This window comes from Ferrovibrio sp. (genome assembly GCF_046297595.1).
Lineage (GTDB): Bacteria > Pseudomonadota > Alphaproteobacteria > Ferrovibrionales > Ferrovibrionaceae > Ferrovibrio.
Genome location: NZ_JBKBHT010000001.1, coordinates 455,456 through 476,693, shown reverse-complemented (window position 1 = coordinate 476,693; position 21,238 = coordinate 455,456). Strand labels below are relative to the sequence as shown.

Sequence of the window (21,238 nt, the reverse complement as noted above, 5' to 3'; positions counted from 1 at the left end):
AAGTGATTCTGGTAGATACCCCGAGGTAGTCAATCCACCCCACATTCATTGTGCCAGGATCGTCATGGCCATTCTGCTCACCGGTGTCGCCGGCTTCATCGGGTTTCATGTTGCACAAGCGTTGTTGGCGCGCGGCGATGAGGTGATTGGTCTGGATAATCTGAACGATTATTACGACCCGGCACTCAAGCGCGCACGACTCGAACAATTGCAGGGCCGGAAAGGGTTCAAATTTTTCCAGATCGACATCGCCGACGTTGATGCGGTGCAGCAGGCGACTGCCGGTGCCGATATCCGGCGCGTCGTCCATCTGGCTGCCCAGGCCGGCGTGCGCTACTCGCTGGTGAATCCCTACGCCTATATTCGCGCCAATCTGCTTGGCCATACGGTGATGCTGGAACTCTGCCGGCATCTGCCCAAATGCGAGCATCTGGTCTACGCCTCGTCCTCCTCGGTCTATGGCGGCAACACCAAGCTGCCCTTCGCCGTCGAGGACCGGGTCGATTCGCCGGTCTCGCTGTATGCCGCCACCAAGAAAGCCGACGAACTGATCAGCCACGCCTATGCGCATCTGTTCGGTTTCCCGCAGACCGGCCTGCGCTTCTTCACCGTCTACGGGCCCTGGGGTCGGCCCGACATGGCGATGTTCATCTTCACCAAGGCGATCTTCGAGGGTCGGCCGATCCAGGTGTTCAACAACGGCGACATGCAGCGCGACTTCACCTATATCGACGACATCGTCGATGGCATCGTGAAGACGCTGGATTATCCGGCGCCGCCGAACGAGCACGGCCGGCCCTATCGCATCTACAATATCGGTAACAACAAGCCGGAACCGCTGCTGCGCATGATCGAGCTGATCGAACAGGCGGTCGGCCGCAAGGCCGAGAAGCAGTTCCTGCCCATGCAGGATGGCGATGTGAAGGCCACCTATGCCGATATCTCGGCCATCCAGCGCGATACCGGCTTCAAACCCAGCACGCCGATCGATGTGGGCATCCCGCGCTTCGTCGACTGGTATCGTCGTTATCACAACATGGTGGGGTAGGATCGCCGATGAGCGAGCAGCCAGACATCCAGGCCCCGCAGATCGATCCGGAAGGCGTCGATCCCAAGGTTGTCGAGGCGATGATCGTCGCCGGCATTCCGCATTGCGCGGCCCTGGGGGTGAAGGTGGTCGCCGTCTCGCGCAAGGCGGTCACGCTTGCGCTGCCGTATAATCCCGATCTGGTCGGCGATCCGGTGCATGGCGTGCTGCATGGCGGCGTCGTCACCTCGCTGGTCGATACCGTCTGCGGCATGGCGGTGTTTTCGGCCATGGCCAAGCTGCAGGCCATCGCCACGCTGGATCTACGTATCGACTATCTCAAGCCGGCGGTGGCGCAGAAGGAACTTCATGCCACGGCAGAATGCTACAAGCTGACCCGTTCGATCGCTTTCGTGCGCGCCCGCGCCTATCACCCGGAAGCACCCGATGACCTGGTGGCCAACTGCGTGGGCGCCTTCATGATCGGTTCTTCCGACAAGCCGCCGTTGCCCAAGGGAACCAAAATCCCGGGTGGTGTGGCATGACCATGGATCTCGAAGCTCTGATCCGGAACGCCCGCGAACATCGCGACATTTCCGGTTTCCTGCAGGCCATTCCGTATTTCCGTTTCCTCGGCCTCACCATGCGCGAGGATGCTGCGGGCAATCCGCTCTGCGTGCTGCCGGCCGATCCCAAGCTGATCGGCAATTCGCGCCTGCCGGCTCTGCATGGCGGCGTGGTCGGTGCGCTGCTGGAATCGGCCGCCATCGTGCAGCTGATCTGGTCGGCCGAGACCGACACGATTCCGAAGATCATCGACCTGCAGGTGGATTATTTGCGGTCGGCCCGCCCGGTGGAAACCTTTGCCCGCGCCGTGATCACCAAGCATGGCCGCCGCATCGCCAATGTGCGCGCCGAAGCCTGGCAGGAAGACCCGGCCAAGCCGGTGGCTGCTGCCCACGCCCATTTCCTGCTGGGTTAAGCGCGTTTTTGCATGGGCTGGTCAAACCAGCCGGTGCTTCCCATATATTATAGCGATTACAAGAAATGAGGATTTCACGCATGGCTTCCCCTGCCACCGCCGCATCCGCCGCCAACGACCTGGGTCATCTGCCGACCTGGGACCTGAGCGACCTGTATCCTGGCTTGGACTCCGCCGAACTCCAGCGCGACCTCGCCGCCGTGGCCGAGCGCGCGGCTCGGCTGGAACAGCAGGGCAAGGGAAAGATTGCCGGCCTGTCGGGCGACGACCTGGCCGCCGTGATCGCCGAATACGAATCCCTGCAGGACCTGATCGGCCGCATGTATTCCTTCGCCTCGCTGGCTTATGCCGGCGACATGGCCGATGCGAAGATCGCCGGCTTTTACCAGGACATGCAGGAGAAGCTGAACGACATCACCACCAGGCTGCTCTTCCTGACGCTGGAGCTGAACCGCCTGGGAGACGCCGCGCTGGAGCAGAAATATGCCCAGTCGGCGAAACTGTCGCATTACCGGCCGTGGCTGCGCGACCTGCGGCTGTTCCGCGATCACCAGCTCGACGACGAACTGGAGCGCCTGCTGCATGAAAAGGCCGTTGCCGGCCGCGCCGCCTGGAACCGCCTGTTCGACGAAACCATGGCCGGGCTGCGTTTCCCGTGGGGCAAGGACCAGCTCACCGCCGAGCAGGTGCTGCACAAGCTGTCCGACAAGGATGCCGCCACGCGCAGGAAGGCGGCCAAGGTTCTGGCCAAGGTGTTCAAACAGAATATCCGGTTGTTCGCGCTGATCACCAACACGCTGGCCAAGGACAAGGAAGTCGAGGATCGCTGGCGCAAATATCCGACGCCGGAGGCCTATCGGCATCTCTCCAATTGCGTCGAGCCCGAGGTGGTGAACGCGCTGACCGATGCCGTCACCGCCGCCTATCCGAAACTCTCGCACCGTTACTACAAGCTGAAGGCGCGGTGGATGGGCGTGAAGAAGCTGCCCTGGTGGGATCGCAACGCGCCTTTGCCCGAGGATCACGACCGTGCCATCGGCTGGGACGAGGCGCGCGACATCGTACTGAAAGCCTATGGCCGCTTCTCGCCGCAGTTGGCCGATCTGGGCAAAAAATTCTTCGACAATGCCTGGATCGATGCACCGGCGCGGCCGGGTAAGGCCTCGGGCGCCTTCGCTCATCCCACGGTGCCGAGCGCGCATCCGTATCTGCTGCTGAACTACCAGGGCCGCACGCGCGACGTGATGACGCTGGCGCATGAACTGGGCCATGGCGTGCATCAGCTGCTGGCCGCCGAGCAGGGTCCGCTGATGGCCGACACGCCGCTGACGCTTGCCGAGACGGCTTCGGTGTTCGGCGAACAGCTCACCTTCCGCGCCCTGCTGGATGCCGCCGGGCCCGAGCGCCGCAAGATCATGCTGGCCTCCAAGGTCGAGGACATGCTGAATACGGTCGTGCGCCAGATCGCCTTCTTCAAGTTCGAACGCCAGGTGCATGAAGCGCGCCGCGCGGGCGAATTGACGCCCGACCGGCTGGGCGAGATCTGGATGGGCGTGCAGAAGGAAAGCCTGGGTCCGGCGCTGAAATTCGACGCCGATTACAGCAGCTTCTGGTGCTACATCCCGCATTTCGTCCATTCGCCCTTCTACGTCTACGCCTATGCCTTCGGCGACTGCCTGGTGAACGCGCTCTATGCGCGCTACCAGGATGCGGAGCAGGGCTTCCAGGAGAAATACTTCGCCATGCTGAAGGCCGGCGGCACGCTGCGGCACAAGGAGCTGCTGGCGCCCTTCGGGCTGGACGCCGCCGATCCGGCCTTCTGGTCGAAGGGCCTGGGTGTGATCGAAGGCTTCATCGACGAGCTGGAAAAGCTGGACTGATTCATATGGCCGAGGAAGACAGCACGCTCGGCCGCGTCCGCCGCTACGCGAAGGTGGGCGCCTCGGTCGGCGGCCTGGCGGCAAAGCTGGGTGCCGAACGCATGCTGGGCGTGAAGCTCGACCGCGGCAAACATGCGGCCGAACTGCGCGCGGCTCTGGGCGGCCTGAAAGGCCCGCTGATGAAGGTGGCGCAGATCATGTCCACCATTCCGGACGCGCTGCCCAAGGAATACGTGCAGGAACTGACCCAGCTGCAGGCCAACGCGCCGGCCATGGGCCCGGCCTTCGTGAAGCGCCGCATGGTGGCCGAACTCGGGCCGCAATGGCAGGCGAAATTCGGCAGCTTCGAGCTCAGTGCCGCTGCCGCCGCCAGCCTGGGCCAGGTGCATCGCGCGACATCGAAGGACGGCCGCGCGCTTGCCGTGAAGCTGCAATATCCCGACATGGCCTCGGCCGTGGAGGCCGACCTGCGGCAGCTCAAGCTGATCTTCGCCATCTACCGCCGCATGGATGCCGCCATCGACACCACGCATATCCATGCTGAGATCGCCGCCCGCCTGCGCGAGGAACTGGATTACGAGCGCGAGGCGCTGCATATGCGGCTCTATGCAGAGATGCTGAAGGGCGAGGCCAATGTTCATGTACCCGCGGTGCTGCCAGAGCTGAGCACGAAGCGCCTGCTCTCGATGACCTGGCTGGACGGCCGCCGGTTGCTCGATTACGCCGATGCGCCGCAGGAAACCCGCAACACGATTGCGATGAACCTGTTCCGCGCCTGGTATGTGCCGTTTTATCAATGCGGCGTGATTCATGGCGACCCGCATCTGGGCAATTACACGGTGCGCGACGATCTCGGCATCAACCTGCTGGATTTCGGCTGCGTGCGCATCTTCCCCTCGCGCTTCGTCGGCGGCGTGATCGATCTCTACCGCGCCATCTCGGGCAACGACCGCGACCTCGCCGTGCATGCCTACGAGACCTGGGGTTTCACCGGTCTGTCCAACGAGGTGATCGACACGCTCAACCTCTGGGCCGAGTTCGTCTACGCGCCGCTGCTGGAAGACCGCCCGCGCCGCATCCAGGAAATGGAATCGTCGGGCCTCTACGGCCGCGAGGTGGCCGAGCAGGTGCATCGCAAGCTGAAGGAGCTGGGCGGCGTGACGCCGCCGCGCGAATTCGTCTTCATGGACCGTGCCGCCATCGGCCTGGGCGGGGTGTTCCTGCATCTGAAGGCCGAGATCAACTGGCACCGCCTGTTCCACGACCTGATCGCCGATTTCGACGTGAAGGCCATGGAAAAACGCCAGAAGGCCGCGCTCAAGATTGCGGGATTGCCGGCAGAAATCGCTTGAGGCCGGGCCGCTTCGGGTCGAAAATGCCCCTGAAATAATGTTTCGTGGCCCATGGGGGCCGCATCACGGCAGTCGGGGCGCATGATCGGCGGTTTGTCGTCCTTTTCGCCGGGCTCGATATCCAGTTACGGGAGTGCCGGCAGTTTCAGCGTGGCCACGCCGCAAAGCCTGGCCAGCGACGGCAGCGCTGTGTGCCAGTCGCTGGAATGCAGCGTGCATGGTGCCGCGCTGAAGGCGCAGATGCAGGCGCAATTCCCCGGTCTGAAGATTCTCGGCGGCGGCGAACCGCAGCAGGCGCAGAACCGCCGGCAGGGCGAACCGCCGCGTCCGGTGCCGGGCAGCGGCGGCGCGGAAAGCAGCAATGTCATCACGCTGCGGCCCGGCGGCGGCTCGGCTCTGGCCAGCGGCGCCACGCTGCTCACCGCGCAGGAAGCGGACATCCAGGGCAGCGAAGCATCCGGCAGCCAGGCCTCCGGCGGCGCCAAAACGGCGGGCGAGCTGAGCGAGGAGGAAAAGCAGCAGGTCGCCAAGCTCAAGCAGATCGACGCCAAGGTGCGCGCCCATGAACGCGCCCACGCTGCCGTCGGCGGCCAGTATGCCGGCGCACCATCCTACAGTTACACCCGCGGGCCCGACGGCCAGCTTTATGCGGTGGCCGGCGAGGTTCCCATCGATATCGGCGCGGAAAGCGATCCCGAGGCCACCCTGCAGAAGGCGGCCCAGGTGGCCGCCGCCGCCCTGGCTCCGGCCGATCCATCCGGCGCCGACCGCGCCGTGGCCGCGGCGGCCCAGCAACTCCGGCTGCAGGCCCTGGCGCAGATTCGCGAGGAAAAGCGTGCCGAGCAGGAAGCCGCCGCCGCCGAACGGGAAGAGGCCGCGGCCAACGCGCCGGCCCTGCCGGGCCAGGCGCAGGAAGAGGGGGCTGCCGATGGGGCGGCTCCGGCAGCCTTCGGCCAGTCGTCTGGCGGCCAGTCTGGTTCAGGCCAGTCTGACGCAGGCCAGTCTGACGCAGGCCAGTCCGGCCGCGACGGCCCTGCCGCAAGGGCGGCACAGGCTTATGCCCCTGCCGCTGAAGCTGCCCGCGCCAGCCGCGAGATCGGCCGGCTGGTCGGCTTGGTGGCCTGACGCCGCGAGAGGCGGCCCGCCAGGCTGGTGAAGGGTTGTGCCGGCTTCTGGGGCCAGCGTAATATCCCCGTCGATTCAATCCCTAAACCATGCAGAGGGTATCATGGCGAGTGAACAGCATCAGATGGGCACCATGGACATCAGCCAGCACAAGGCGGCCTGGGGTGCCTTCATGAAGATGACGACCTGGGGCACGGTTGCCATTGTGGTCCTGCTCATCCTCATGGCGATCTTCCTGGTCTGAACCGGCCCGGCGGCGCCTTCGGGCGCCGCTCTCGTATTGAAGCCGTCGGTTTACGAGTACAGGGGGGAGTTCTGCCATGAAAATTGCCATTCCGAAGGAGCGCCGGCCCGGCGAGAAGCGCGTCGCCGCCTCGCCTGAGACCGTGAAGAAATTCGTGGGCCTTGGCTGCAGCGTCGTGATCGAGACCGGCGCCGGCTTGGCTGCCGATATCCTCGACGAGCATTACACCGCCATGGGCGCGCAGATCGCGCCGGATGCGAAGTCCGCGCTGGCCGATGCCGACATGGTGCTGAAGGTGCAGCGACCGATGACGGCGGCCGAAGGCAATGACGAACTGGCCCTGCTGAAAAAAGGTGCCATCCTCGTCGCCGGGCTTCAGGCGTTGCAGCAGCGCGATCAGGTGAAGGCCTATGCCGCTGCCGGCGTGAATGCCTTTGCCATGGAACTGATGCCGCGTATCACCCGCGCGCAGTCGATGGACATCCTCTCCTCGCAGTCCAACCTCGCCGGCTACAAGTCGGTGCTGGATGCGGCCAGCCATTTCGGGCGCGCCTTCCCGATGATGATGACCTCGGCCGGCACCATCGCGCCGGCCCGCGTCTTCGTGATGGGCGTCGGCGTTGCCGGCCTGCAGGCGATTGCCACCGCCAAGCGCCTCGGCGCCGTGGTCTCGGCCACCGATGTGCGCCCGGCCACCAAGGAACAGGTGGAAAGCCTCGGCGGCAAGTTCGTCTGGGTCGATGACGAAGAGGCCCGCGCCTCGCAGACCGCGGGCGGCTACGCCAAGGAAATGTCGGCCGAGTACAAGGCCAAGCAGGCCGCTCTGGTGGCCGAGACGGTGAAGAAGCAGGATATCGTCATCACCACCGCCCTGATTCCCGGCCGTCCCGCGCCGGTGCTGGTGACGGAAGAGATGGTGAAGAGTATGCGGCCCGGTTCGGTGATCATCGACCTGGCGGTGGAATCCGGCGGCAACTGCCCGCTGTCGAAACCCGACGAAGTGGTGGTGGTCAACGGCGTGAAGGTGGTGGGCTACACCAACTATCCCAGCCGCGTGCCGGTCGATGCCTCCAACCTTTATGCCAAGAACCTGTGGAACTTCCTGTCCCCGCATTGGGACAAGGACGGCAAGACCTTCAAGTTCAACCCCGAGGACGAGACGGTTTCTGGCACCTGCCTGACGCGCGACGGCGCCGTGATCCATCCCATGCTGAAAGAGGGGGCCTGAGCCATGGCCGAAGTCTATTCCTTCTTCTCGCTGCTCTCGATCTTCGTGCTGGCCTGCTTCGTCGGCTATTACGTGGTCTGGAGCGTGACGCCCGCCCTGCACACGCCGCTGATGAGCGTCACCAATGCGATTTCCTCGGTCATCATCGTCGGTGCGCTGATCGCCGCCGGTGCCTCGGCCACCTTCGATGCCTCGAAGATCTTCGGCCTGATCGCCATCGCGCTGGCCGCCGTCAACATCTTCGGCGGCTTCCTGGTCACCCAGCGCATGCTGGCGATGTACAAGAAAAAAGAAAAGAAGTGAGAGGGGCCGCGCCATGCCGATCCAACTGACCGCGCTGCTCTACCTCGTCAGCTCCGTCCTGTTCATCCTGGCCCTGCGCGGCCTGTCGTCGCCTGAGACCAGCCGCAAGGGCAATATCTATGGCATGACCGGCATGGGCATCGCCGTGCTGACCACCATTGCCAATCTGGGCGATCTGTCCGGCACCATCGTCTGGGTGCTGGTCGCGCTGCTCATCGGCGGTTCCGTCGGCACCGTGCTGGCCCGCCGCATCCAGATGACGGCGATGCCGCAGCTGGTCGCCGCCATGCACAGCCTCGTCGGCCTCGCCGCCGTGCTGGTGGCTGCCGCCGCCTTCTACAATCCCGCCCCCTACGGCATCCTCAATGCCGCCGGCCAGATCACGGTCGCCGCGCGCATCGAGATGTCGCTCGGCGTGGTGATCGGCATCATCACCTTCTCCGGCTCGCTGGTGGCCTTCGCCAAGCTGCAGGGCCTGGTGTCGGGCAGCCCGGTGATCTTCAAGGGCCAGCATATGCTGAACGCCCTGATCGGCCTGGTGATCCTGGGCCTGATCGTGGCCTTCTGCATGAATCCCAGCCGCGAGCTGTTCTGGGCCGTCACGCTGCTGGCGCTGATCGTCGGCTTCACCATCATCATCCCCATCGGCGGCGCCGACATGCCTGTCGTCGTCTCGATGCTGAACAGCTATTCGGGCTGGGCGGCGGCCGGCATCGGCTTCACGCTGCAGAACCCGGCGCTGATCGTCACCGGCGCGCTGGTCGGCTCCTCGGGCGCGATCCTGTCCTACATCATGTGCAAGGGCATGAACCGCTCGCTGTTCAACGTGATCCTCGGCGGCTTCGGCGGCGACACATCTGCGGCCGCCGGCGGCCAGAAGGTCGACCGCGCCTACAAGAAGGGTTCGGCCGACGATGCCGCCTTCATCATGAAGAATGCCGGCAAGGTGATCATCGTGCCGGGTTACGGCATGGCGGTCAGCCAGGCCCAACATGCCCTGCGCGAGATGGGCGACAAGCTGAAGGAGGAGGGCGTGGAAGTGAAATACGCCATCCATCCAGTGGCGGGCCGCATGCCGGGGCACATGAACGTGCTGCTGGCCGAGGCCAACGTGCCCTATGACGAGGTGTTCGAGCTGGAGGAGATCAACTCCGAATTCCAGACCGCCGACGTCGCCTTCGTGATCGGTGCAAACGACGTGACCAACCCGGCCGCGCGCGACGACCCGAAAAGCCCGATCTTCGGCATGCCGATCCTCGACGTCGACAAGGCCAAGACCGTGTTGTTCGTGAAACGCTCGATGGCATCGGGTTATGCCGGCATCGACAACGAGCTGTTCTACAAGGACAACACGATGATGTTACTGGCCGACGCCAAGAAGATGGTCGAGGACATCGTGAAGGGCCTCTAAAAGCCCGCCGATCCTCGGCGATATTGTATTCAGACAATCCAGGCGGCCCGGGCGGATCAGTCCGGGCCGCCTTTCTTTTGAATTGCTATAAAACATAATACTTTGCGTACAAACGGGATGTGGTAAACAGGCGCCCGCTTTTTGGCCACCCTCCCATGTCCACGCCCGCCCATACCCGCACCCAGCCGGATCCTTCAAGCATGGACCTTCAGTCCATGGACCCGCTGGCGCGCGACCCGCGCTGGTGGGATACCGGCGGCGAGATCGTCGACCTGTCGTATCGCGACCTGGAGAATGCCGATTTTGCCGGCCGCTCGCTGCAGAAGGCCCGGCTGGCCGGCACCAACCTGCGCCGCGCCCGCCTGTCGCGCGCCGACCTGGCCGAGGCCGACCTGTTTGGCGCCGATCTCGGCCGCGCCGATCTGCAGAATGCCAACCTGACCCGCGCCATCCTGCGCGGCACCAGCCTGGCCGGCGCCAACCTGAACAATGCCATCCTGGTCGAGGCCGATTTCCGCGGCGGCGTGATGATGCGGCCCGATGCCCATCTGCACAGCGATGCCCGCGTCGGCATCGACGTATCCGACCTCAGCAACTGCCTGCTGGATTATGCCACCGCCTCGCGCGCGCAATTCTCCGGCGTGGACCTGAGCGGCGCCTCGCTGGTGGGCGCGGATCTCTCCGGCGCGAATTTCTTCGGCAGCAACCTGCGCGATGCCGACCTTTCCTATGCCAATCTCAGCGGCGCGAATTTGAGTGACGCGCGGCTGGTCGGCACCCGGCTGGTCGGCGCCAACCTGAGCCAGGCGCAGATCGTCAACGCCACGGTGGAAAAGGCGGCGGCGGTAGGCGCGGATTTCACCGGTGCCATCCTGCGCGGCATCGCCACCGATGGTTTCGATGTTGCCAGCGCGCGGCTGATCGCGCCGGCCGATTTCGAGCCTGAACTGGCGGCCGCTGTTGCCGCGCATCGCGCCTGGACCCAGACCGATGGTGCGGCCGGCCGCCAGCTCAATCTCGCCGGCCAGCGTTTCCCCTATCACGACTTCACCGGCCTTGAGCTGGACGGCGCGGATTTCAGCGACTGCGACCTGCGCGGTTGCCGCTTCGACCGCGCCAGCCTGCTGCTCGCCACCTTTAGCCGCGCCAACCTGGCCGGCGCCAGTTTCCACGAGGCGCGCATCGCCGGCTGCCGGTTCATTGGCGCCAGCCTGCGCTGGGCCGATTTCACCCGCGCCACGCCCGGCCGTCTGCGCATCTATTCCGGCGGCGGACAGTTCAGCGGCCGCCATGCCGCCACCGATTTCACCGATGCGGCGCTGGATGCCGCCCGGCTGGCCGATTTCGATCTGGGTGCCTGCCTGCGCTGAAACCCGGCGTTAAACGGGGGCAGGGCTGGCCAGTTCGCCATGCTGCAGGCCGCAGTAATACGGCTCGCCCTGTTCGGCGAAGGCATTCAGCTTGGCGTTATAGCAGCGATGCTCGAAACCGTGCTTGTCGGTGATGGTGATCAGCACCGGCGCATGGCGCCCGTCAGCTTCGCGCGGGCCGGTCAGGTAGAAGCTGACGCGGTCGATGCGATAGCCCAGCACGCGCAACTCCTTCAGGGTCGCCAGCCGCTCGCTCACCGCGCGCAGGAAGGTCTCGCTGTCGCACAGCCCATGGCCCAGCCCCAGCGGCCGGCGGAAATCGCCCACCAGGATCTGCTCCGGCAGGGCCGTGCCGATCAGCCGCGCCACCTGGATGGTCACGTCGCCGACGATGAAGGCGCCGCCATCGCTGCCGTCCTTGCGCGGCTGGTGATAAAGGAAATGGCTGCCGATGCTCAGGCACAGCCGCAGGGCCGGCACGGCGCCGGCATCGGTGGCGGTGCGGCGCAGGGCCGCGAACAGGATCTGGAAGATCGCCACCGCGCAGAAGAAATCGATATCGGCGCGCAGGCCTGAGCGCTCGTTCCACACATAGAAGCCGTCGCCCGTGGTGGTGCGGCGGAAGCTCACGCCCAGGCCATGGGCGCGCGCCATCTCCTCGGCCAGGTTGAGCGAGAATTCCAGGCTGGTCAGCTGCGCGGCCTGCTGCTCGGGCGCGGCTTTGGAAAAACCGACGATGTCCATCAGCAGCACGGCGCGATGTTGCGTCTTGGCCACGGTGAACAGCTGGAAGGCCTGCTCGACCAGGGCATAGGGGATCTCGCCCGGGCCGGGGCCGATCGGCCGTTCCAGCCGCAATTCCACCGGCTGCGCCTCCAGCAGCCTAGCTGCCTCGTCCAGCGCGCCGCCAGCCATCAGGCCGCTTTCGCCGAACACGGCCAGATGCCGGCCATGGTCGGCGAACAGCCGCGCCTTCGGCACGGTGATGATCTCGATGCCCAGCCGGCTCGGCCGCCAGCCGACCAGCGCATGACTGCCGAACCGCCACAGGTCGTAGAAGATGCCATGCAGCTGCTGCCGCAGGCCTTCATCGGCGCGTGGATGACGTGATTCGGCTGTCATTGCTGTACGAATGGTTGTCCCGTGGCGGTTCCAATACCGCCGCGATGGTGCGGAATCAACGTCATTCTGGCCGGATTTCCGCGCACCCTGCGGGGATGACTGCGGATTTATGCAGGCTCGTCAAAGCTTTGGCCGTGCGCCCTTGCACAATCTGCGGGAATACCTATCTTAATAGGCGTCATACTACTACGGACTGCCAGACTGCTCTGCCCGTTGGTCGCGAGATCGCGGGTGTCCAGTTCCCTGCCACGCCTGGACATAGTTTGATGCGTCGTTCGCGGGTTCTGCCCACAGGGTTTGCCTAAGAGCGGCGTTGCTACACTGAAAACTACGGAGATACAGCTATGGCTGTCGGTACTGTGAAATGGTTCAACGCCACCAAGGGTTACGGTTTCATCCAGCCGGAAGGCGGCGGGCCGGACGTGTTCGTTCATATCTCGGCCGTTGAGCGCGCCGGCATGAGCGGCCTGAACGAAGGCCAGCGGGTTTCCTTCGAGGAGCAGCGCGATCCGAAGCGCGGCAAGACCTCGGCCGTGAATCTGAAGGCCGCCTGATCTAGCCGTCAGGACTAATACCGAGGGGGTGCCCGGAAACGGGTGCCCCCTTTGGTTTTTCCGCGCATGAATGCTGCGCATGATTTTTCCGGGGAGGGTGCCATGGCCTTCAAGCCGAATTACAACCAGCAGCGTGCCGAGCGCACCCGCGCCAAGGAACAGAAGAAGCAGGAAAAGCTGCAGAAGCGCCAGGAGGAATCCGAGCGCCGCAAGTCCGAGCAGCAGGGCGATGCACCGGCAGCGGACGGCGGCAGCGACGAGTAAGCCGGGAAGCGTGTCATGGCCAAGGACAAGACCAAGAAGCCCAAGATCAATCCCAACGCCGCCTTCATCCTGTTCGACGTGATCTACCAGGACGGCAGCCAGACCTCGAACCGTCGCGTGCCGATGAACCAGTTCGCCGGCATGGACGACGAGGAAGACGTGGCGCGCGCCTTCATCGAGGCGCAGGACCGCGACATCGCCGAGAAATCCGGCCGCCCGCGCGGTCCGATCAAGAGCCTGAGCCGCTCGGCCAACCAGCTCTAGGCAGCCAACGCCGAGAATACTCATATATTCATCGCTGCACGGTGTTTTTAATTTGTAGCCGCCGTCTGTTTGCCGGCGATATAGTCGCGCCGTTGCGTCATCAGATCGGGGGCGGATATGCGGCTGAAAGTCCTTGCCGCCCTGCCGGCGCAGGGGCCTTTGCGCGCGGCAGCGGCGACGTTTCAGAAATCCGGTGAGGCCAGCCTGCTACGCGAGCAGTTCAGGGCACCCGATTTTCTGCAGTTCGAACCTGTCTTCACCGCAATTCCGATCGGCAGCGGCCAAATCGCCGAGGCTGCAAGCTTCAGCAGCGCCGAACAGGCTGAACTGTTCGTTGTGGAGAGCGAGATCGAGGTATCGCATCCCGCCGAGGTGCCCGAACAGGTGAACGGTGCAAAGCTCTATGCCGACCCGGTTGTCGAACCGTTTATCACCTGCGGCAACACGCCGCCGGTCGGCGATACAAACCACATCGCCGGATTGCTCGATGTTCCGGCCTTGCGGCAGAAGCAGCTAACCGGAGATGGCGTGGCGATTGCCATCGTCGATACCGGCATCAACCTGCAGCACCTGAGGGCCGCGCTCGGCTTCATGCCGCGTTTTGACGCGCAGAACAGCTGGTCGCCGCGCAATGTTCCGCACAATCCGGGCGCATATCCGGTCGGGCATGGCACCATGTGCGCTTACGACGCCCTGATTGCCGCGCCGCAGGCCACGTTGGTCGATATCCCCGTGCTGCGCAGCCAGTCGCCCGGCGGGGCGGCGATATCGGGAACGTTGGGCGAGGCGCTGCAGGCGTTTTCCTGGCTGCTGAGCAAACGCGCGGTGACCTTCGATCCCGGCGGGCTGGGCGGTTACAAGGCCCTGGTCGTCAACAACAGCTGGGGCATGTATCAGCCGTCCTGGGATTTTCCGCCCGGCCATCCCGGCCGCTATGCCGACAATCCGAATCACCCCTTCAACCTGATCACCGGCGTTTTGGCCCGCAGCGGCATCGACATCCTGTTCGCGGCCGGCAATTGCGGCGCGGATTGCCCCGATCAGCGCTGCCAGGGCCGCACGGCCAATACCATCATGGGGGCCAACTCGCTGCCCGACGTGCTGACCGTGGCTGGCTGCGACAGGACCGGCCAGCGCGTCGGCTATTCGTCGCAGGGACCGGGCATTCCCGGCCTGCATCGCGAGAAGCCCGACCTGACCGCCTATACGCATTTCCTCGGCTCGCAGGCATTCGGCGCCGGCACGCCCGATAGCGGCACCTCCACCGCCTGCCCGGTTGCCGCCGGCGTGGTCGCCGCTCTGCGCAGCAGTAACCGGGCCGCACCCGCCGCCGTGCCGCCGGCCAACCTGTTCGCCAGCCTGCGCGCCGCAGCCAACCAGCGGCCCGGCAGCCCGCCATGGAACCCGGATTACGGCCACGGCATCATCAATCCGCTTGCCACGGCCCAGATGATGGGTCTGTAGCGGCGCCGTACCGGCTCTTGTCTGCCGGGGGCCAGCGCCCCATCTGTGTCGTGGCGCCGGTCCGTGCTAGGCTGCGCCGGGGGCGAGACGAGGACGCAGCATGCGCAAAATGGCCCTGATGACTATCCTGAGCCGTAAAGGCCCGCCGGATATCGAGACCGCGGCAGCATCGCTGCATGTGGCGGCCGAGGATATCGACCAGGAATACGGCATCCTGCCGATCGATCCGGGCCAGGGCCTGTATTGCGTGCGCGTGCGCGCCGACAGTCTGCCCGCCGCCGTTTCGCATGGCGACGCGGCTTCGGACGGCGACGCCTATCGCGGCCCCTTTGCCGATCTGCCGATCGAACCGCTGACCGGAAAGGCCGGGCCGCGCAAGCGCTGAAGCTTTCGGCAGCTCAGTCCTGTACCCGCTTCAGCTTCACCACCGCTTCATGCAGGGCCTGCAGGAACGCCGAGCGGTCTTTCGCGCCGAACGGCTTCGGGCCTGAACCCACGCGCTCGGTCGGGCTGGCCGCGCGCAGGTCGGTCATCAGGTTGCGCAGCGCCAGATCCAGCCCGATGCTGCCGTTGAAGGCGCGGCCATTCGGCGCCAGCACGGTGGCGCCGGCCTTCACGCAGCGTGCCGCCAGCGGCACATCGGCGGTGATCACGATGTCGCCGCTGCCCGCCCGCTCCGCGATCCAGTCATCGGCCTCGTCCAGCCTCGAGCCCACCACGGTCAGCGTGATCCACGGCAGCCGCGGCAGGTTCAGCCAGGCATTCGCCACCACCTGCACGGCAATCTCGTGCCGCTCGGCCACGCGGAACACCTCGTCCTTGACCGGGCAGGCATCGGCATCCACATAGATCGTGATTGCATCGGCCATGGCCGCTTTATGCCACGGCATGCTAGGGTAAATCCATGAGCAAGGCCTTCACCAAAGAGCAGGACGCCCCCGATCTCGACGACGAGATCGACGAGGCGCCGCCGATTCCGCAAGGGGCGAAGAACTACATCACGCCGGCGGGACTCCAGCGCCTGCGCGACGAGCTGAAGCAGCTCAAAACCGTCGAGCGGCCCAAGGTGGTCGAGATCGTCTCCTGGGCCGCCGGCAATGGCGACCGCTCGGAGAACGGCGACTATCTCTATGGCAAGAAGCGCCTGCGCGAGATCGACCGCCGCATCCGCTTCCTGCTCAAACGTCTGGAGATCGCCGAGCCGGTCGATCCGGCGTTGCAGAAAAACCGCGACCAGGTCTTTTTCGGCGCCACGGTGACTTACGTGGACGACAACGACCGCGAGCGCAAAATCCGCATCCTCGGCATCGACGAGGCGCGCATCGAACAGGGCGAGGTGAGCTGGATCGCGCCGATTGCCCGCGCGCTGATGAAGGCCCGCGTCGGCGACGTGGTGGAGCTGCGCACGCCCCAGGGGCAACAATCCATCGAGGTGCTGAAGATCACATACGAGGATGCGCCGCAATGATGAAAGCCGTGCCGGTGAAAATCGCCGAGATCTACGTGCCGACGAAGTTCAAGGGCACGCTGGATGCAGCGAAAGTCGCGGCTCTGGCCGACGAGATCGTCGGCGACGGGGGCTTGAAGATTCCGATCCAGGTGCGGCGCGACGAGGCGCAGAAACGCTATGTGCTGGTGGCCGGTCTGCACCGGCTGGAAGCCATGCGCTCACTCGGCGAGGCGACGATTGCCGCCTATATCGTGGCGGCGCGCAAATTCTGAACGGCTATTTCTGAGCCCCGTTACTTCTGGGCCACCGATTTCGGCGTGCCCAGCCGCGCCTGCAGTTCGCGCGGTTCCAGCGGCGTGGCGGCCTTGCGGTCGGATGCGCGCAGCCCGGCGCCGACCGCCTCCAGCGCGGCGTCCACCTGCGGCTGGCGCGATTCCTGGCCGCGCTGCGCCTTGGCCCAGAGCAGCAGGCGATAGCCCGAAAGCCGGTCCACCGTCGTGCCGCGACCCGTGGCCAGCATGGCGGCGATGTTCACCGCGGCGCCCGTATGGCCCTGGCTGGCGGCGGCCAGATACCAGTGCAGGGCGGACTTCTCGTCCTTCGAAATGCCGGTACCGTTTTCCAGGAACTGGGCATAGGCATATTGCGACTGGCGGCGGCCGGCCTGGGCGGCGCGGCCATACCAGTAGGCGGCCTCGGCCTCGTTGCGGCGCAGGCCCGAACCGGTCTCATACAGCAGCGCCAGATGTTCGGCGGCTTCGGCATCACCCTTGCGGGCGGCGGCCATCAGGTGGGAATCGGCTTTTGCCGGCGCACTGGCCAGCAGGCCGGCGATCAGCAAAGCGGCGGCGAGCAGCAGGATGCCGGCGGATTGCCACAGCATCAGCGGACCCAGCGGCGCGCGCGGCATGGAATCGGCCAGGGAAGGCATCTGGGAATGGGGGCGGGTATACCGGTCTGAAATGGCCATGATGCGGCTTTCTGCAGCTCAGGCATTCCAACGGGGTGACAGGCCGGAATGCAGGGAATGGCGGGTTCTCAGGGGTAACGGCTCGATACAACCAGTCCGGGTTCCCAATGTCCAGTTGAATCTTGGTTAGCGAAACTTCCGCCCTGCCTGCGTTCCGGAGCATTTTTCCCGCCTGCCGCAGCGGCAACAGCGGGATAGGGGGCGGGGAACTGAAACCCCGTCATGCCGGGCCTACGACGGGGGCCGAGAAAAGATCGTCACCCCGGCCTTGAGCCGGGGTCCCATTTCCTTCGCCGAGGGCCAATAAATGGGATGCCGGGTCAAGCCCGGCATGACGTTTCTCTATTACCGTCATGCCCAGGCCCAGGAAGCGCTTGTTGGCCGGGCATCCACGTCTTTACAACCACCCCATGGCCTCCCTGCCTCCTGCTTATGACGTGATCATCCTGGGCGCCGGCGGCGCCGGGCTGTTCTGCGCCGGCGTGGCAGCCCAACGCGGCAAACGCGTGCTGGTGCTCGACCACGCCGCCAAGCCCGGCGAGAAAATCCGCATCTCCGGCGGCGGCCGCTGCAACTTCACCAATCTCCATGCCGGGCCGGGCGATTTCCTCTCAAGCAATCCGCATTTCGCCAAGTCGGCGCTGAAACGCTTCACCCAGCACGACTTCATCGCGCTGGTGAACAGGCACGGCATCGCCTGGCACGAAAAAACCCTGGGGCAGTTATTCTGCGACGGCTCCGCGCAGCAGATCATCGACCTGCTGCTGGCCGAATGCGCCAAAGGCGATGTGACCATCCGGCTCAGCACGCCCATCGCCCGCGTGGAAAAAACGCCCGCAGGCTTCCGCGTGTTCAGCGCCAGCGCGGATGTGTTCGACGCGCCCGCCCTCGTGGTCGCCACCGGCGGGGCATCCATTCCGAAGATGGGCGCCACCGGCCTGGCCTACGACATCGCGCGCCAGTTCGGGCTGAACGTGATCCCGCCCAAACCCGCCCTCGTGCCGCTGGTCTTCTCAGCCGAAGACGCCCGCCGCTTCGATGGCCTGGCTGGCGTGGCCGTGCCCGATGCGGAAACCAGCATCGGCAAACGCCGCTTCCGCGAGGCCCTGCTGTTCACGCACCGGGGCCTCAGCGGGCCTTCCGTATTGCAGATTTCCAGCTATTGGGAATTTTTTGAACGCCGGCAGCCGATAACCATCAACCTGCTGCCGGGCGCAGACCTCTTCGCACTGCTGAAAGCCGCGCGGGCGCAGCACCCGAAGCAGGAAATCGCCACGCAGCTCGCGCTGCACCTGCCGGGCAGATTAGCCAAACGCCTGTGCGAGCTGGCCGGCCTCGACGGCCGCCTGGCGGATATCAATGACGCGAAATTCAAAACGCTGACGGCGCTGGCGCAACACTGGCAACTCACCCCCGCCGGCACCGAAGGTTTTGCCAAGGCGGAAGTCACGCTCGGCGGCGTGGATACCGCGGCGCTCTCCTCGCAGAGCATGGAAGCAAGCATTGTGCCCGGCCTCTATTTTATCGGCGAGGCCGTGGACGTGACCGGCCATCTCGGCGGCTTCAATTTTCAGTGGGCCTGGGCGAGCGGGTATGCATGTGGAGTAGCACTATAAACCAGTTTCCATCCGGAGGCGCTCAACAAGGAGAGACTCTCCACTACTGCCGGGCGGGAATTCTAAAGTATTAAAGTCTCTGTCCTTCAATTTGACTTCACTAAGAATATCAATAAACGCACTTTCGCTTATTTTTGCATTTTCTATGACATGCAAATAGGCAGGCCGAAGGAAACGCATAAAAGCACGAAAACCGTTCGTCTTTACAAGAATATTTCCGCGCTCGAAATTATCCCATGCAGTAGGCCAACGTGATCGGACAGCGCTAAAATATGTCCATATAATTTTTGCAATCTCAGAATCTTTCTCATCTATAAACAAATTTCTGAAGATCAATTTCTCCTCATCCTCTCCAGACGCGCGCAACAATGATGTTCCGCGCATTAGCTTATCGCGATCCTGCATTGGTCTGCGAGTTATATAACGCATAATAGCTTCTACCACGGTCGCTTGTGTTAGGGTTTCATTGAAGCGACCCTCAGTCGCGACGCCAAGGCGCTTTATTCTTCCAAAGAATGGGCTTTTTTGTTGTTGATCTAAGCCAACAGCAATGAAATGACAGGATTTTTGAGGGCTTCTAGCCTTTGCCAAATCATAGAGATCGTAAACAAGGCTCTTGTTTACTTTTGTTTGGGCAAGATTGACGGTTGCAAAAATATTAGCCTGCTCCGCAATGTCGGCGTCTATGAAAATAGTAACATTGAGCTCAAAATCATCGCCCTTATATTCTGATAGCCCTTCAACCCGGTGTTGACCGTCAAGAATTTTCGCAATCTGTTCAAACGGGACGGAGCGGCTAGGGCGTCTTTCATCTGTGTACTCTGTCAGTGTCATAGTTCCATTTCGTTCATCCCAAGTAGCAACTGAGCCGTCAACAGCCAAAATAATTGCTGTTGGAAATGTGGCGTCGCTGGTTTTTACATATTCCTTAATCTCTTTGACTCGAGCCAAATTCAGGGGTCGTTGTATTCCTAAATATTTTTCTACATCACGCTCTTTTTCAATTCTACGGACATCAGCATACGATATTGCATGAAGGTCTTTACTATTGAGGGCGCCAATAAAGAATTCACCAATTGGTTGGCGCACTTTGATTGCTTTAAAAGTTATCGATTTTTTGCGCATGGCTATTTACCTTTCGCAAATTCATCAAGCTCTTGCACCATATTTTTCTCGCCGCGCCGTAAATCATGCTCAACAAACGCCAAATTCTCGTCATGTAGGATTGATAGATACCAAATAGCTAAGGAGCTTAAGTAAACTCCAAGATACATCCAGTTTAAGAGGTCATCATTACGAATGATCTCGGCCCGCTGGAGACCAAACATAAAAGCGCTGATTGCTATCAATAAAAACAAAGAGAACTGCCAACTGAGAAGGTTTGGAAATTTTCTCCTCTCTCTGTTGTATTTATAAACGACATAAGAAGCAGGGGCTAAAAGCGATACAGTAAAAATAAATATCTCGCCGGTTTTGAAGTTCTTTAAGAACATAATTGCGAGCTCAGAGCGTGAATTTGGCAATGTGGTGTTTTTTAACAGCTCAAGCAAAACACTAAAAAACACTGGGGTTAATGTTAGCAGCAAAATGAATACGAACTGCTTCGCAGCTTCGACATATGGTTTTGGGATAAGTGACAACAGATTTGAAAGATTTGGAGCTTGCATGGCATCACCAGATCTGAACGGCTAGCTCTTCCGTTGAGCCGCGTCTTTGCGAGTTCGCCGCTAGGACGCTGGATCGTTCTAGCGTCACTCTACGGCCATAGCTGCTGTAAAGGTTTCGGACTGAAGTATGATTTGCATTTAGGAGCAGAACTTTTGCGCCTCTTTCTGCAGCTCTAATCAGAGATTTTGATAAACGGATTTGATCATCCCAAGAAAAGAGGTGTTGGTTGTATTTTATAAATCCATTTTTGTTGTGTTTGACCGTGTATGGCGGGTCAACAAAAATGAAATCATTTTTGCGCGCTTTGTCGATGATGGCCTCAAAGTCGCTTGTATATAGCTTGGCACGTTTTAATAGTTCGGAAGCTAACGTGAAGTTATCGGTGTCTAGAATTGCAGATGTTTTTGTGCCGATTGGAACGTTGAACTCGCCTTTCAAATTAACACGATAGAGGCCATTCCAGCAGGTTCGATTCAAATAGATAAAGCGAGCGGCTTGCCCCAGTGCGCTCGTTGGCTTTGAACTCCTAATTTTGTAATAATATTCTTTACTGTGTTTGCGGTGATGTGCTTTCAATTTATTGAATAATTCTATTGGTGATGCGCGCAGCTGCTCATAAAAACAGATTAATTCTTTATTGGTGTCGGATAGAATTGCTTGGTTAGGCTTCAGCGAAAAGAATAGAGCGCCAGAGCCAACAAAAGGCTCAATGTATCGTTCGTACTTTTCGGGCAATAATTTTCGATGGTTTTCTACAAACCAACGTTTCCCACCAGCCCATTTTAATGGAGGTACTAGTATTTCCCCCTCGAGTAGTGAGGTGTCTGCTTCAAGTTTCATAATATTCCCCCAGCACTTCAATATGCAGCCCAAGGTTGATCGATGCAAATAAAAAGTATCAGATTGGGTTAATTGCATCGCAAGTTCGAGCCGTTTCATACTGC

The 21,238-nt window shown here is 62.3% G+C and carries 24 protein-coding genes and 1 pseudogene; 19 read left to right on the top strand and 6 right to left on the bottom strand.

The window, feature by feature from the left end; genetic code table 11:
• Nucleotides 1-64: 64 nt before the first annotated feature.
• The 11 genes and pseudogenes from ACK4FJ_RS02440 to ACK4FJ_RS02390 all read left to right on the top strand — a co-directional run bounded on the left by ACK4FJ_RS02440 (nt 65) and on the right by ACK4FJ_RS02390 (nt 10,922).
• Complete coding sequence (locus tag ACK4FJ_RS02440; RefSeq protein WP_409763486.1) at nt 65-1,048, top strand: NAD-dependent epimerase; 984 nt, start codon at nt 65-67, stop codon at nt 1,046-1,048.
• An 8-nt stretch (nt 1,049-1,056) separates the two neighbouring features.
• Complete coding sequence (locus ACK4FJ_RS02435; protein WP_409763483.1) at nt 1,057-1,572, top strand: PaaI family thioesterase; 516 nt, start codon at nt 1,057-1,059, stop codon at nt 1,570-1,572.
• Nucleotides 1,569-2,009: a PaaI family thioesterase gene (locus tag ACK4FJ_RS02430; RefSeq protein WP_409763480.1), complete on the top strand. Its 441-nt coding sequence runs from the start codon at nt 1,569-1,571 to the stop codon at nt 2,007-2,009. Before ACK4FJ_RS02435 ends, ACK4FJ_RS02430 begins: the two co-directional genes overlap by 4 nt.
• A gap of 80 nt (nt 2,010-2,089) precedes the next feature.
• Nucleotides 2,090-3,889: a M3 family oligoendopeptidase gene (locus ACK4FJ_RS02425; RefSeq protein ID WP_409763477.1), complete on the top strand. Its 1,800-nt coding sequence runs from the start codon at nt 2,090-2,092 to the stop codon at nt 3,887-3,889.
• Between the two features lie 5 nt (nt 3,890-3,894).
• Entirely contained in the window at nt 3,895-5,241 is a 1,347-nt protein-coding gene (locus ACK4FJ_RS02420) for an ABC1 kinase family protein (RefSeq protein WP_409763474.1), read from the top strand.
• A gap of 51 nt (nt 5,242-5,292) precedes the next feature.
• Nucleotides 5,293-6,366, top strand: coding sequence for a putative metalloprotease CJM1_0395 family protein (locus tag ACK4FJ_RS02415; RefSeq protein WP_409763471.1), 1,074 nt, complete (start codon nt 5,293-5,295; stop codon nt 6,364-6,366).
• Between the two features lie 103 nt (nt 6,367-6,469).
• Nucleotides 6,470-6,610, top strand: coding sequence for an aa3-type cytochrome c oxidase subunit IV (locus ACK4FJ_RS02410; RefSeq protein WP_409763468.1), 141 nt, complete (start codon nt 6,470-6,472; stop codon nt 6,608-6,610).
• A gap of 76 nt (nt 6,611-6,686) precedes the next feature.
• The gene (locus ACK4FJ_RS02405; RefSeq protein ID WP_409763465.1) at nt 6,687-7,838 is read left to right on the top strand and encodes a Re/Si-specific NAD(P)(+) transhydrogenase subunit alpha; all 1,152 of its coding nucleotides are present in this window, start codon (nt 6,687-6,689) and stop codon (nt 7,836-7,838) included.
• Nucleotides 7,839-7,874: 36 nt separating this feature from the next.
• Nucleotides 7,875-8,141: pseudogene (locus tag ACK4FJ_RS02400) on the top strand (NAD(P) transhydrogenase subunit alpha); the annotation flags it as partial.
• A 13-nt stretch (nt 8,142-8,154) separates the two neighbouring features.
• Nucleotides 8,155-9,552, top strand: coding sequence for an NAD(P)(+) transhydrogenase (Re/Si-specific) subunit beta (locus tag ACK4FJ_RS02395; RefSeq protein WP_409763462.1), 1,398 nt, complete (start codon nt 8,155-8,157; stop codon nt 9,550-9,552).
• A 200-nt stretch (nt 9,553-9,752) separates the two neighbouring features.
• Nucleotides 9,753-10,922 (top strand): pentapeptide repeat-containing protein, encoded by a 1,170-nt coding sequence (locus ACK4FJ_RS02390; protein ID WP_409763459.1) that lies wholly within the window; start codon nt 9,753-9,755, stop codon nt 10,920-10,922.
• Between the two features lie 9 nt (nt 10,923-10,931).
• Here ACK4FJ_RS02390 and ACK4FJ_RS02385 read toward each other — a convergent pair whose 3' ends face one another.
• On the bottom strand, nt 10,932-12,044 hold the full coding sequence (locus tag ACK4FJ_RS02385; protein ID WP_409763456.1) for a hypothetical protein: 1,113 nt from the start codon (nt 12,042-12,044) through the stop codon (nt 10,932-10,934).
• Between the two features lie 344 nt (nt 12,045-12,388).
• Between ACK4FJ_RS02385 and ACK4FJ_RS02380 the strand changes: the two genes are divergently transcribed.
• The 5 genes from ACK4FJ_RS02380 to ACK4FJ_RS02360 all read left to right on the top strand — a co-directional run bounded on the left by ACK4FJ_RS02380 (nt 12,389) and on the right by ACK4FJ_RS02360 (nt 14,975).
• Entirely contained in the window at nt 12,389-12,598 is a 210-nt protein-coding gene (locus ACK4FJ_RS02380) for a cold-shock protein (protein WP_409763453.1), read from the top strand.
• A 102-nt stretch (nt 12,599-12,700) separates the two neighbouring features.
• Nucleotides 12,701-12,862 (top strand): hypothetical protein, encoded by a 162-nt coding sequence (locus ACK4FJ_RS02375; RefSeq protein WP_409763450.1) that lies wholly within the window; start codon nt 12,701-12,703, stop codon nt 12,860-12,862.
• A gap of 15 nt (nt 12,863-12,877) precedes the next feature.
• Nucleotides 12,878-13,126, top strand: coding sequence for a hypothetical protein (locus ACK4FJ_RS02370; RefSeq protein ID WP_409763447.1), 249 nt, complete (start codon nt 12,878-12,880; stop codon nt 13,124-13,126).
• A gap of 117 nt (nt 13,127-13,243) precedes the next feature.
• Nucleotides 13,244-14,590, top strand: coding sequence for a S8 family peptidase (locus ACK4FJ_RS02365; protein WP_409763444.1), 1,347 nt, complete (start codon nt 13,244-13,246; stop codon nt 14,588-14,590).
• A 118-nt stretch (nt 14,591-14,708) separates the two neighbouring features.
• A complete protein-coding gene (locus ACK4FJ_RS02360; protein WP_409763441.1) occupies nt 14,709-14,975 on the top strand; it encodes a hypothetical protein in 267 nt (88 codons plus the stop codon).
• Nucleotides 14,976-14,988: 13 nt separating this feature from the next.
• Here the strand turns inward: ACK4FJ_RS02360 and ACK4FJ_RS02355 are convergent, their stop codons facing one another.
• Nucleotides 14,989-15,459 carry a YaiI/YqxD family protein gene (locus tag ACK4FJ_RS02355; protein ID WP_409763438.1) on the bottom strand — a complete coding sequence of 157 codons (471 nt, stop codon included), beginning with the start codon at nt 15,457-15,459 and terminating at the stop codon, nt 14,989-14,991.
• A 35-nt stretch (nt 15,460-15,494) separates the two neighbouring features.
• On the opposite strand from ACK4FJ_RS02355, the gene greB reads away from it, so the two are divergent.
• Both greB and ACK4FJ_RS02345 read left to right on the top strand, forming a co-directional pair.
• A complete protein-coding gene (gene greB / locus ACK4FJ_RS02350; protein ID WP_409763435.1) occupies nt 15,495-16,058 on the top strand; it encodes a transcription elongation factor GreB in 564 nt (187 codons plus the stop codon).
• On the top strand, nt 16,055-16,312 hold the full coding sequence (locus tag ACK4FJ_RS02345; RefSeq protein WP_409763432.1) for a ParB N-terminal domain-containing protein: 258 nt from the start codon (nt 16,055-16,057) through the stop codon (nt 16,310-16,312). Before greB ends, ACK4FJ_RS02345 begins: the two co-directional genes overlap by 4 nt.
• Nucleotides 16,313-16,332: 20 nt before the next feature.
• On the opposite strand, the gene ACK4FJ_RS02340 is transcribed toward ACK4FJ_RS02345, so the two are convergent.
• Nucleotides 16,333-17,010, bottom strand: a complete 678-nt coding sequence (locus ACK4FJ_RS02340) for a tetratricopeptide repeat protein (RefSeq protein WP_409763429.1) — start codon at nt 17,008-17,010, stop codon at nt 16,333-16,335.
• Between the two features lie 410 nt (nt 17,011-17,420).
• Here ACK4FJ_RS02340 and ACK4FJ_RS02335 point away from each other — a divergent pair, with 410 nt between their 5' ends.
• Nucleotides 17,421-18,626: an NAD(P)/FAD-dependent oxidoreductase gene (locus tag ACK4FJ_RS02335; protein ID WP_409763426.1), complete on the top strand. Its 1,206-nt coding sequence runs from the start codon at nt 17,421-17,423 to the stop codon at nt 18,624-18,626.
• On the opposite strand, the gene ACK4FJ_RS02330 is transcribed toward ACK4FJ_RS02335, so the two are convergent.
• Genes ACK4FJ_RS02330 through ACK4FJ_RS02320 form a run of 3 tightly spaced genes read right to left on the bottom strand, consistent with a single transcriptional unit; the run spans nt 18,621 to nt 21,233 of the window.
• Entirely contained in the window at nt 18,621-19,751 is a 1,131-nt protein-coding gene (locus tag ACK4FJ_RS02330; RefSeq protein ID WP_409763423.1) for a DGQHR domain-containing protein, read from the bottom strand. The two genes, ACK4FJ_RS02335 and ACK4FJ_RS02330, sit on opposite strands and share 6 nt — an antisense overlap.
• A gap of 2 nt (nt 19,752-19,753) precedes the next feature.
• Nucleotides 19,754-20,293 (bottom strand): hypothetical protein, encoded by a 540-nt coding sequence (locus ACK4FJ_RS02325; RefSeq protein WP_409763420.1) that lies wholly within the window; start codon nt 20,291-20,293, stop codon nt 19,754-19,756.
• Nucleotides 20,294-20,297: 4 nt separating this feature from the next.
• Nucleotides 20,298-21,233 (bottom strand): DNA adenine methylase, encoded by a 936-nt coding sequence (locus ACK4FJ_RS02320; protein WP_409763417.1) that lies wholly within the window; start codon nt 21,231-21,233, stop codon nt 20,298-20,300.
• Nucleotides 21,234-21,238 lie beyond the last annotated feature (5 nt).

Bases quoted from the DNA above. Each gene is read 5' to 3' on its own strand.
- ACK4FJ_RS02395 (WP_409763462.1), top strand. From the start codon at position 8,155: ATGCCGATCCAACTGACCGCGCTGCTCTACCTCGTCAGCTCCGTCCTG.
- ACK4FJ_RS02335 (WP_409763426.1), top strand. From the start codon at position 17,421: ATGGCCTCCCTGCCTCCTGCTTATGACGTGATCATCCTGGGCGCCGGC.
- ACK4FJ_RS02420 (WP_409763474.1), top strand. From the start codon at position 3,895: ATGGCCGAGGAAGACAGCACGCTCGGCCGCGTCCGCCGCTACGCGAAG.
- ACK4FJ_RS02430 (WP_409763480.1), top strand. From the start codon at position 1,569: ATGACCATGGATCTCGAAGCTCTGATCCGGAACGCCCGCGAACATCGC.
- ACK4FJ_RS02385 (WP_409763456.1), bottom strand. From the start codon at position 12,044: ATGACAGCCGAATCACGTCATCCACGCGCCGATGAAGGCCTGCGGCAG.
- ACK4FJ_RS02375 (WP_409763450.1), top strand. From the start codon at position 12,701: ATGGCCTTCAAGCCGAATTACAACCAGCAGCGTGCCGAGCGCACCCGC.
- ACK4FJ_RS02340 (WP_409763429.1), bottom strand. From the start codon at position 17,010: ATGGCCATTTCAGACCGGTATACCCGCCCCCATTCCCAGATGCCTTCC.
- ACK4FJ_RS02425 (WP_409763477.1), top strand. From the start codon at position 2,090: ATGGCTTCCCCTGCCACCGCCGCATCCGCCGCCAACGACCTGGGTCAT.
- ACK4FJ_RS02410 (WP_409763468.1), top strand. From the start codon at position 6,470: ATGGCGAGTGAACAGCATCAGATGGGCACCATGGACATCAGCCAGCAC.
- ACK4FJ_RS02435 (WP_409763483.1), top strand. From the start codon at position 1,057: ATGAGCGAGCAGCCAGACATCCAGGCCCCGCAGATCGATCCGGAAGGC.
- ACK4FJ_RS02355 (WP_409763438.1), bottom strand. From the start codon at position 15,459: ATGGCCGATGCAATCACGATCTATGTGGATGCCGATGCCTGCCCGGTC.
- ACK4FJ_RS02370 (WP_409763447.1), top strand. From the start codon at position 12,878: ATGGCCAAGGACAAGACCAAGAAGCCCAAGATCAATCCCAACGCCGCC.
- ACK4FJ_RS02380 (WP_409763453.1), top strand. From the start codon at position 12,389: ATGGCTGTCGGTACTGTGAAATGGTTCAACGCCACCAAGGGTTACGGT.
- ACK4FJ_RS02405 (WP_409763465.1), top strand. From the start codon at position 6,687: ATGAAAATTGCCATTCCGAAGGAGCGCCGGCCCGGCGAGAAGCGCGTC.
- greB (WP_409763435.1), top strand. From the start codon at position 15,495: ATGAGCAAGGCCTTCACCAAAGAGCAGGACGCCCCCGATCTCGACGAC.
- ACK4FJ_RS02365 (WP_409763444.1), top strand. From the start codon at position 13,244: ATGCGGCTGAAAGTCCTTGCCGCCCTGCCGGCGCAGGGGCCTTTGCGC.
- ACK4FJ_RS02330 (WP_409763423.1), bottom strand. From the start codon at position 19,751: ATGCGCAAAAAATCGATAACTTTTAAAGCAATCAAAGTGCGCCAACCA.
- ACK4FJ_RS02390 (WP_409763459.1), top strand. From the start codon at position 9,753: ATGGACCTTCAGTCCATGGACCCGCTGGCGCGCGACCCGCGCTGGTGG.
- ACK4FJ_RS02320 (WP_409763417.1), bottom strand. From the start codon at position 21,233: ATGAAACGGCTCGAACTTGCGATGCAATTAACCCAATCTGATACTTTT.
- ACK4FJ_RS02360 (WP_409763441.1), top strand. From the start codon at position 14,709: ATGACTATCCTGAGCCGTAAAGGCCCGCCGGATATCGAGACCGCGGCA.
- ACK4FJ_RS02345 (WP_409763432.1), top strand. From the start codon at position 16,055: ATGATGAAAGCCGTGCCGGTGAAAATCGCCGAGATCTACGTGCCGACG.
- ACK4FJ_RS02325 (WP_409763420.1), bottom strand. From the start codon at position 20,293: ATGCAAGCTCCAAATCTTTCAAATCTGTTGTCACTTATCCCAAAACCA.
- ACK4FJ_RS02440 (WP_409763486.1), top strand. From the start codon at position 65: ATGGCCATTCTGCTCACCGGTGTCGCCGGCTTCATCGGGTTTCATGTT.
- ACK4FJ_RS02415 (WP_409763471.1), top strand. From the start codon at position 5,293: ATGGGGGCCGCATCACGGCAGTCGGGGCGCATGATCGGCGGTTTGTCG.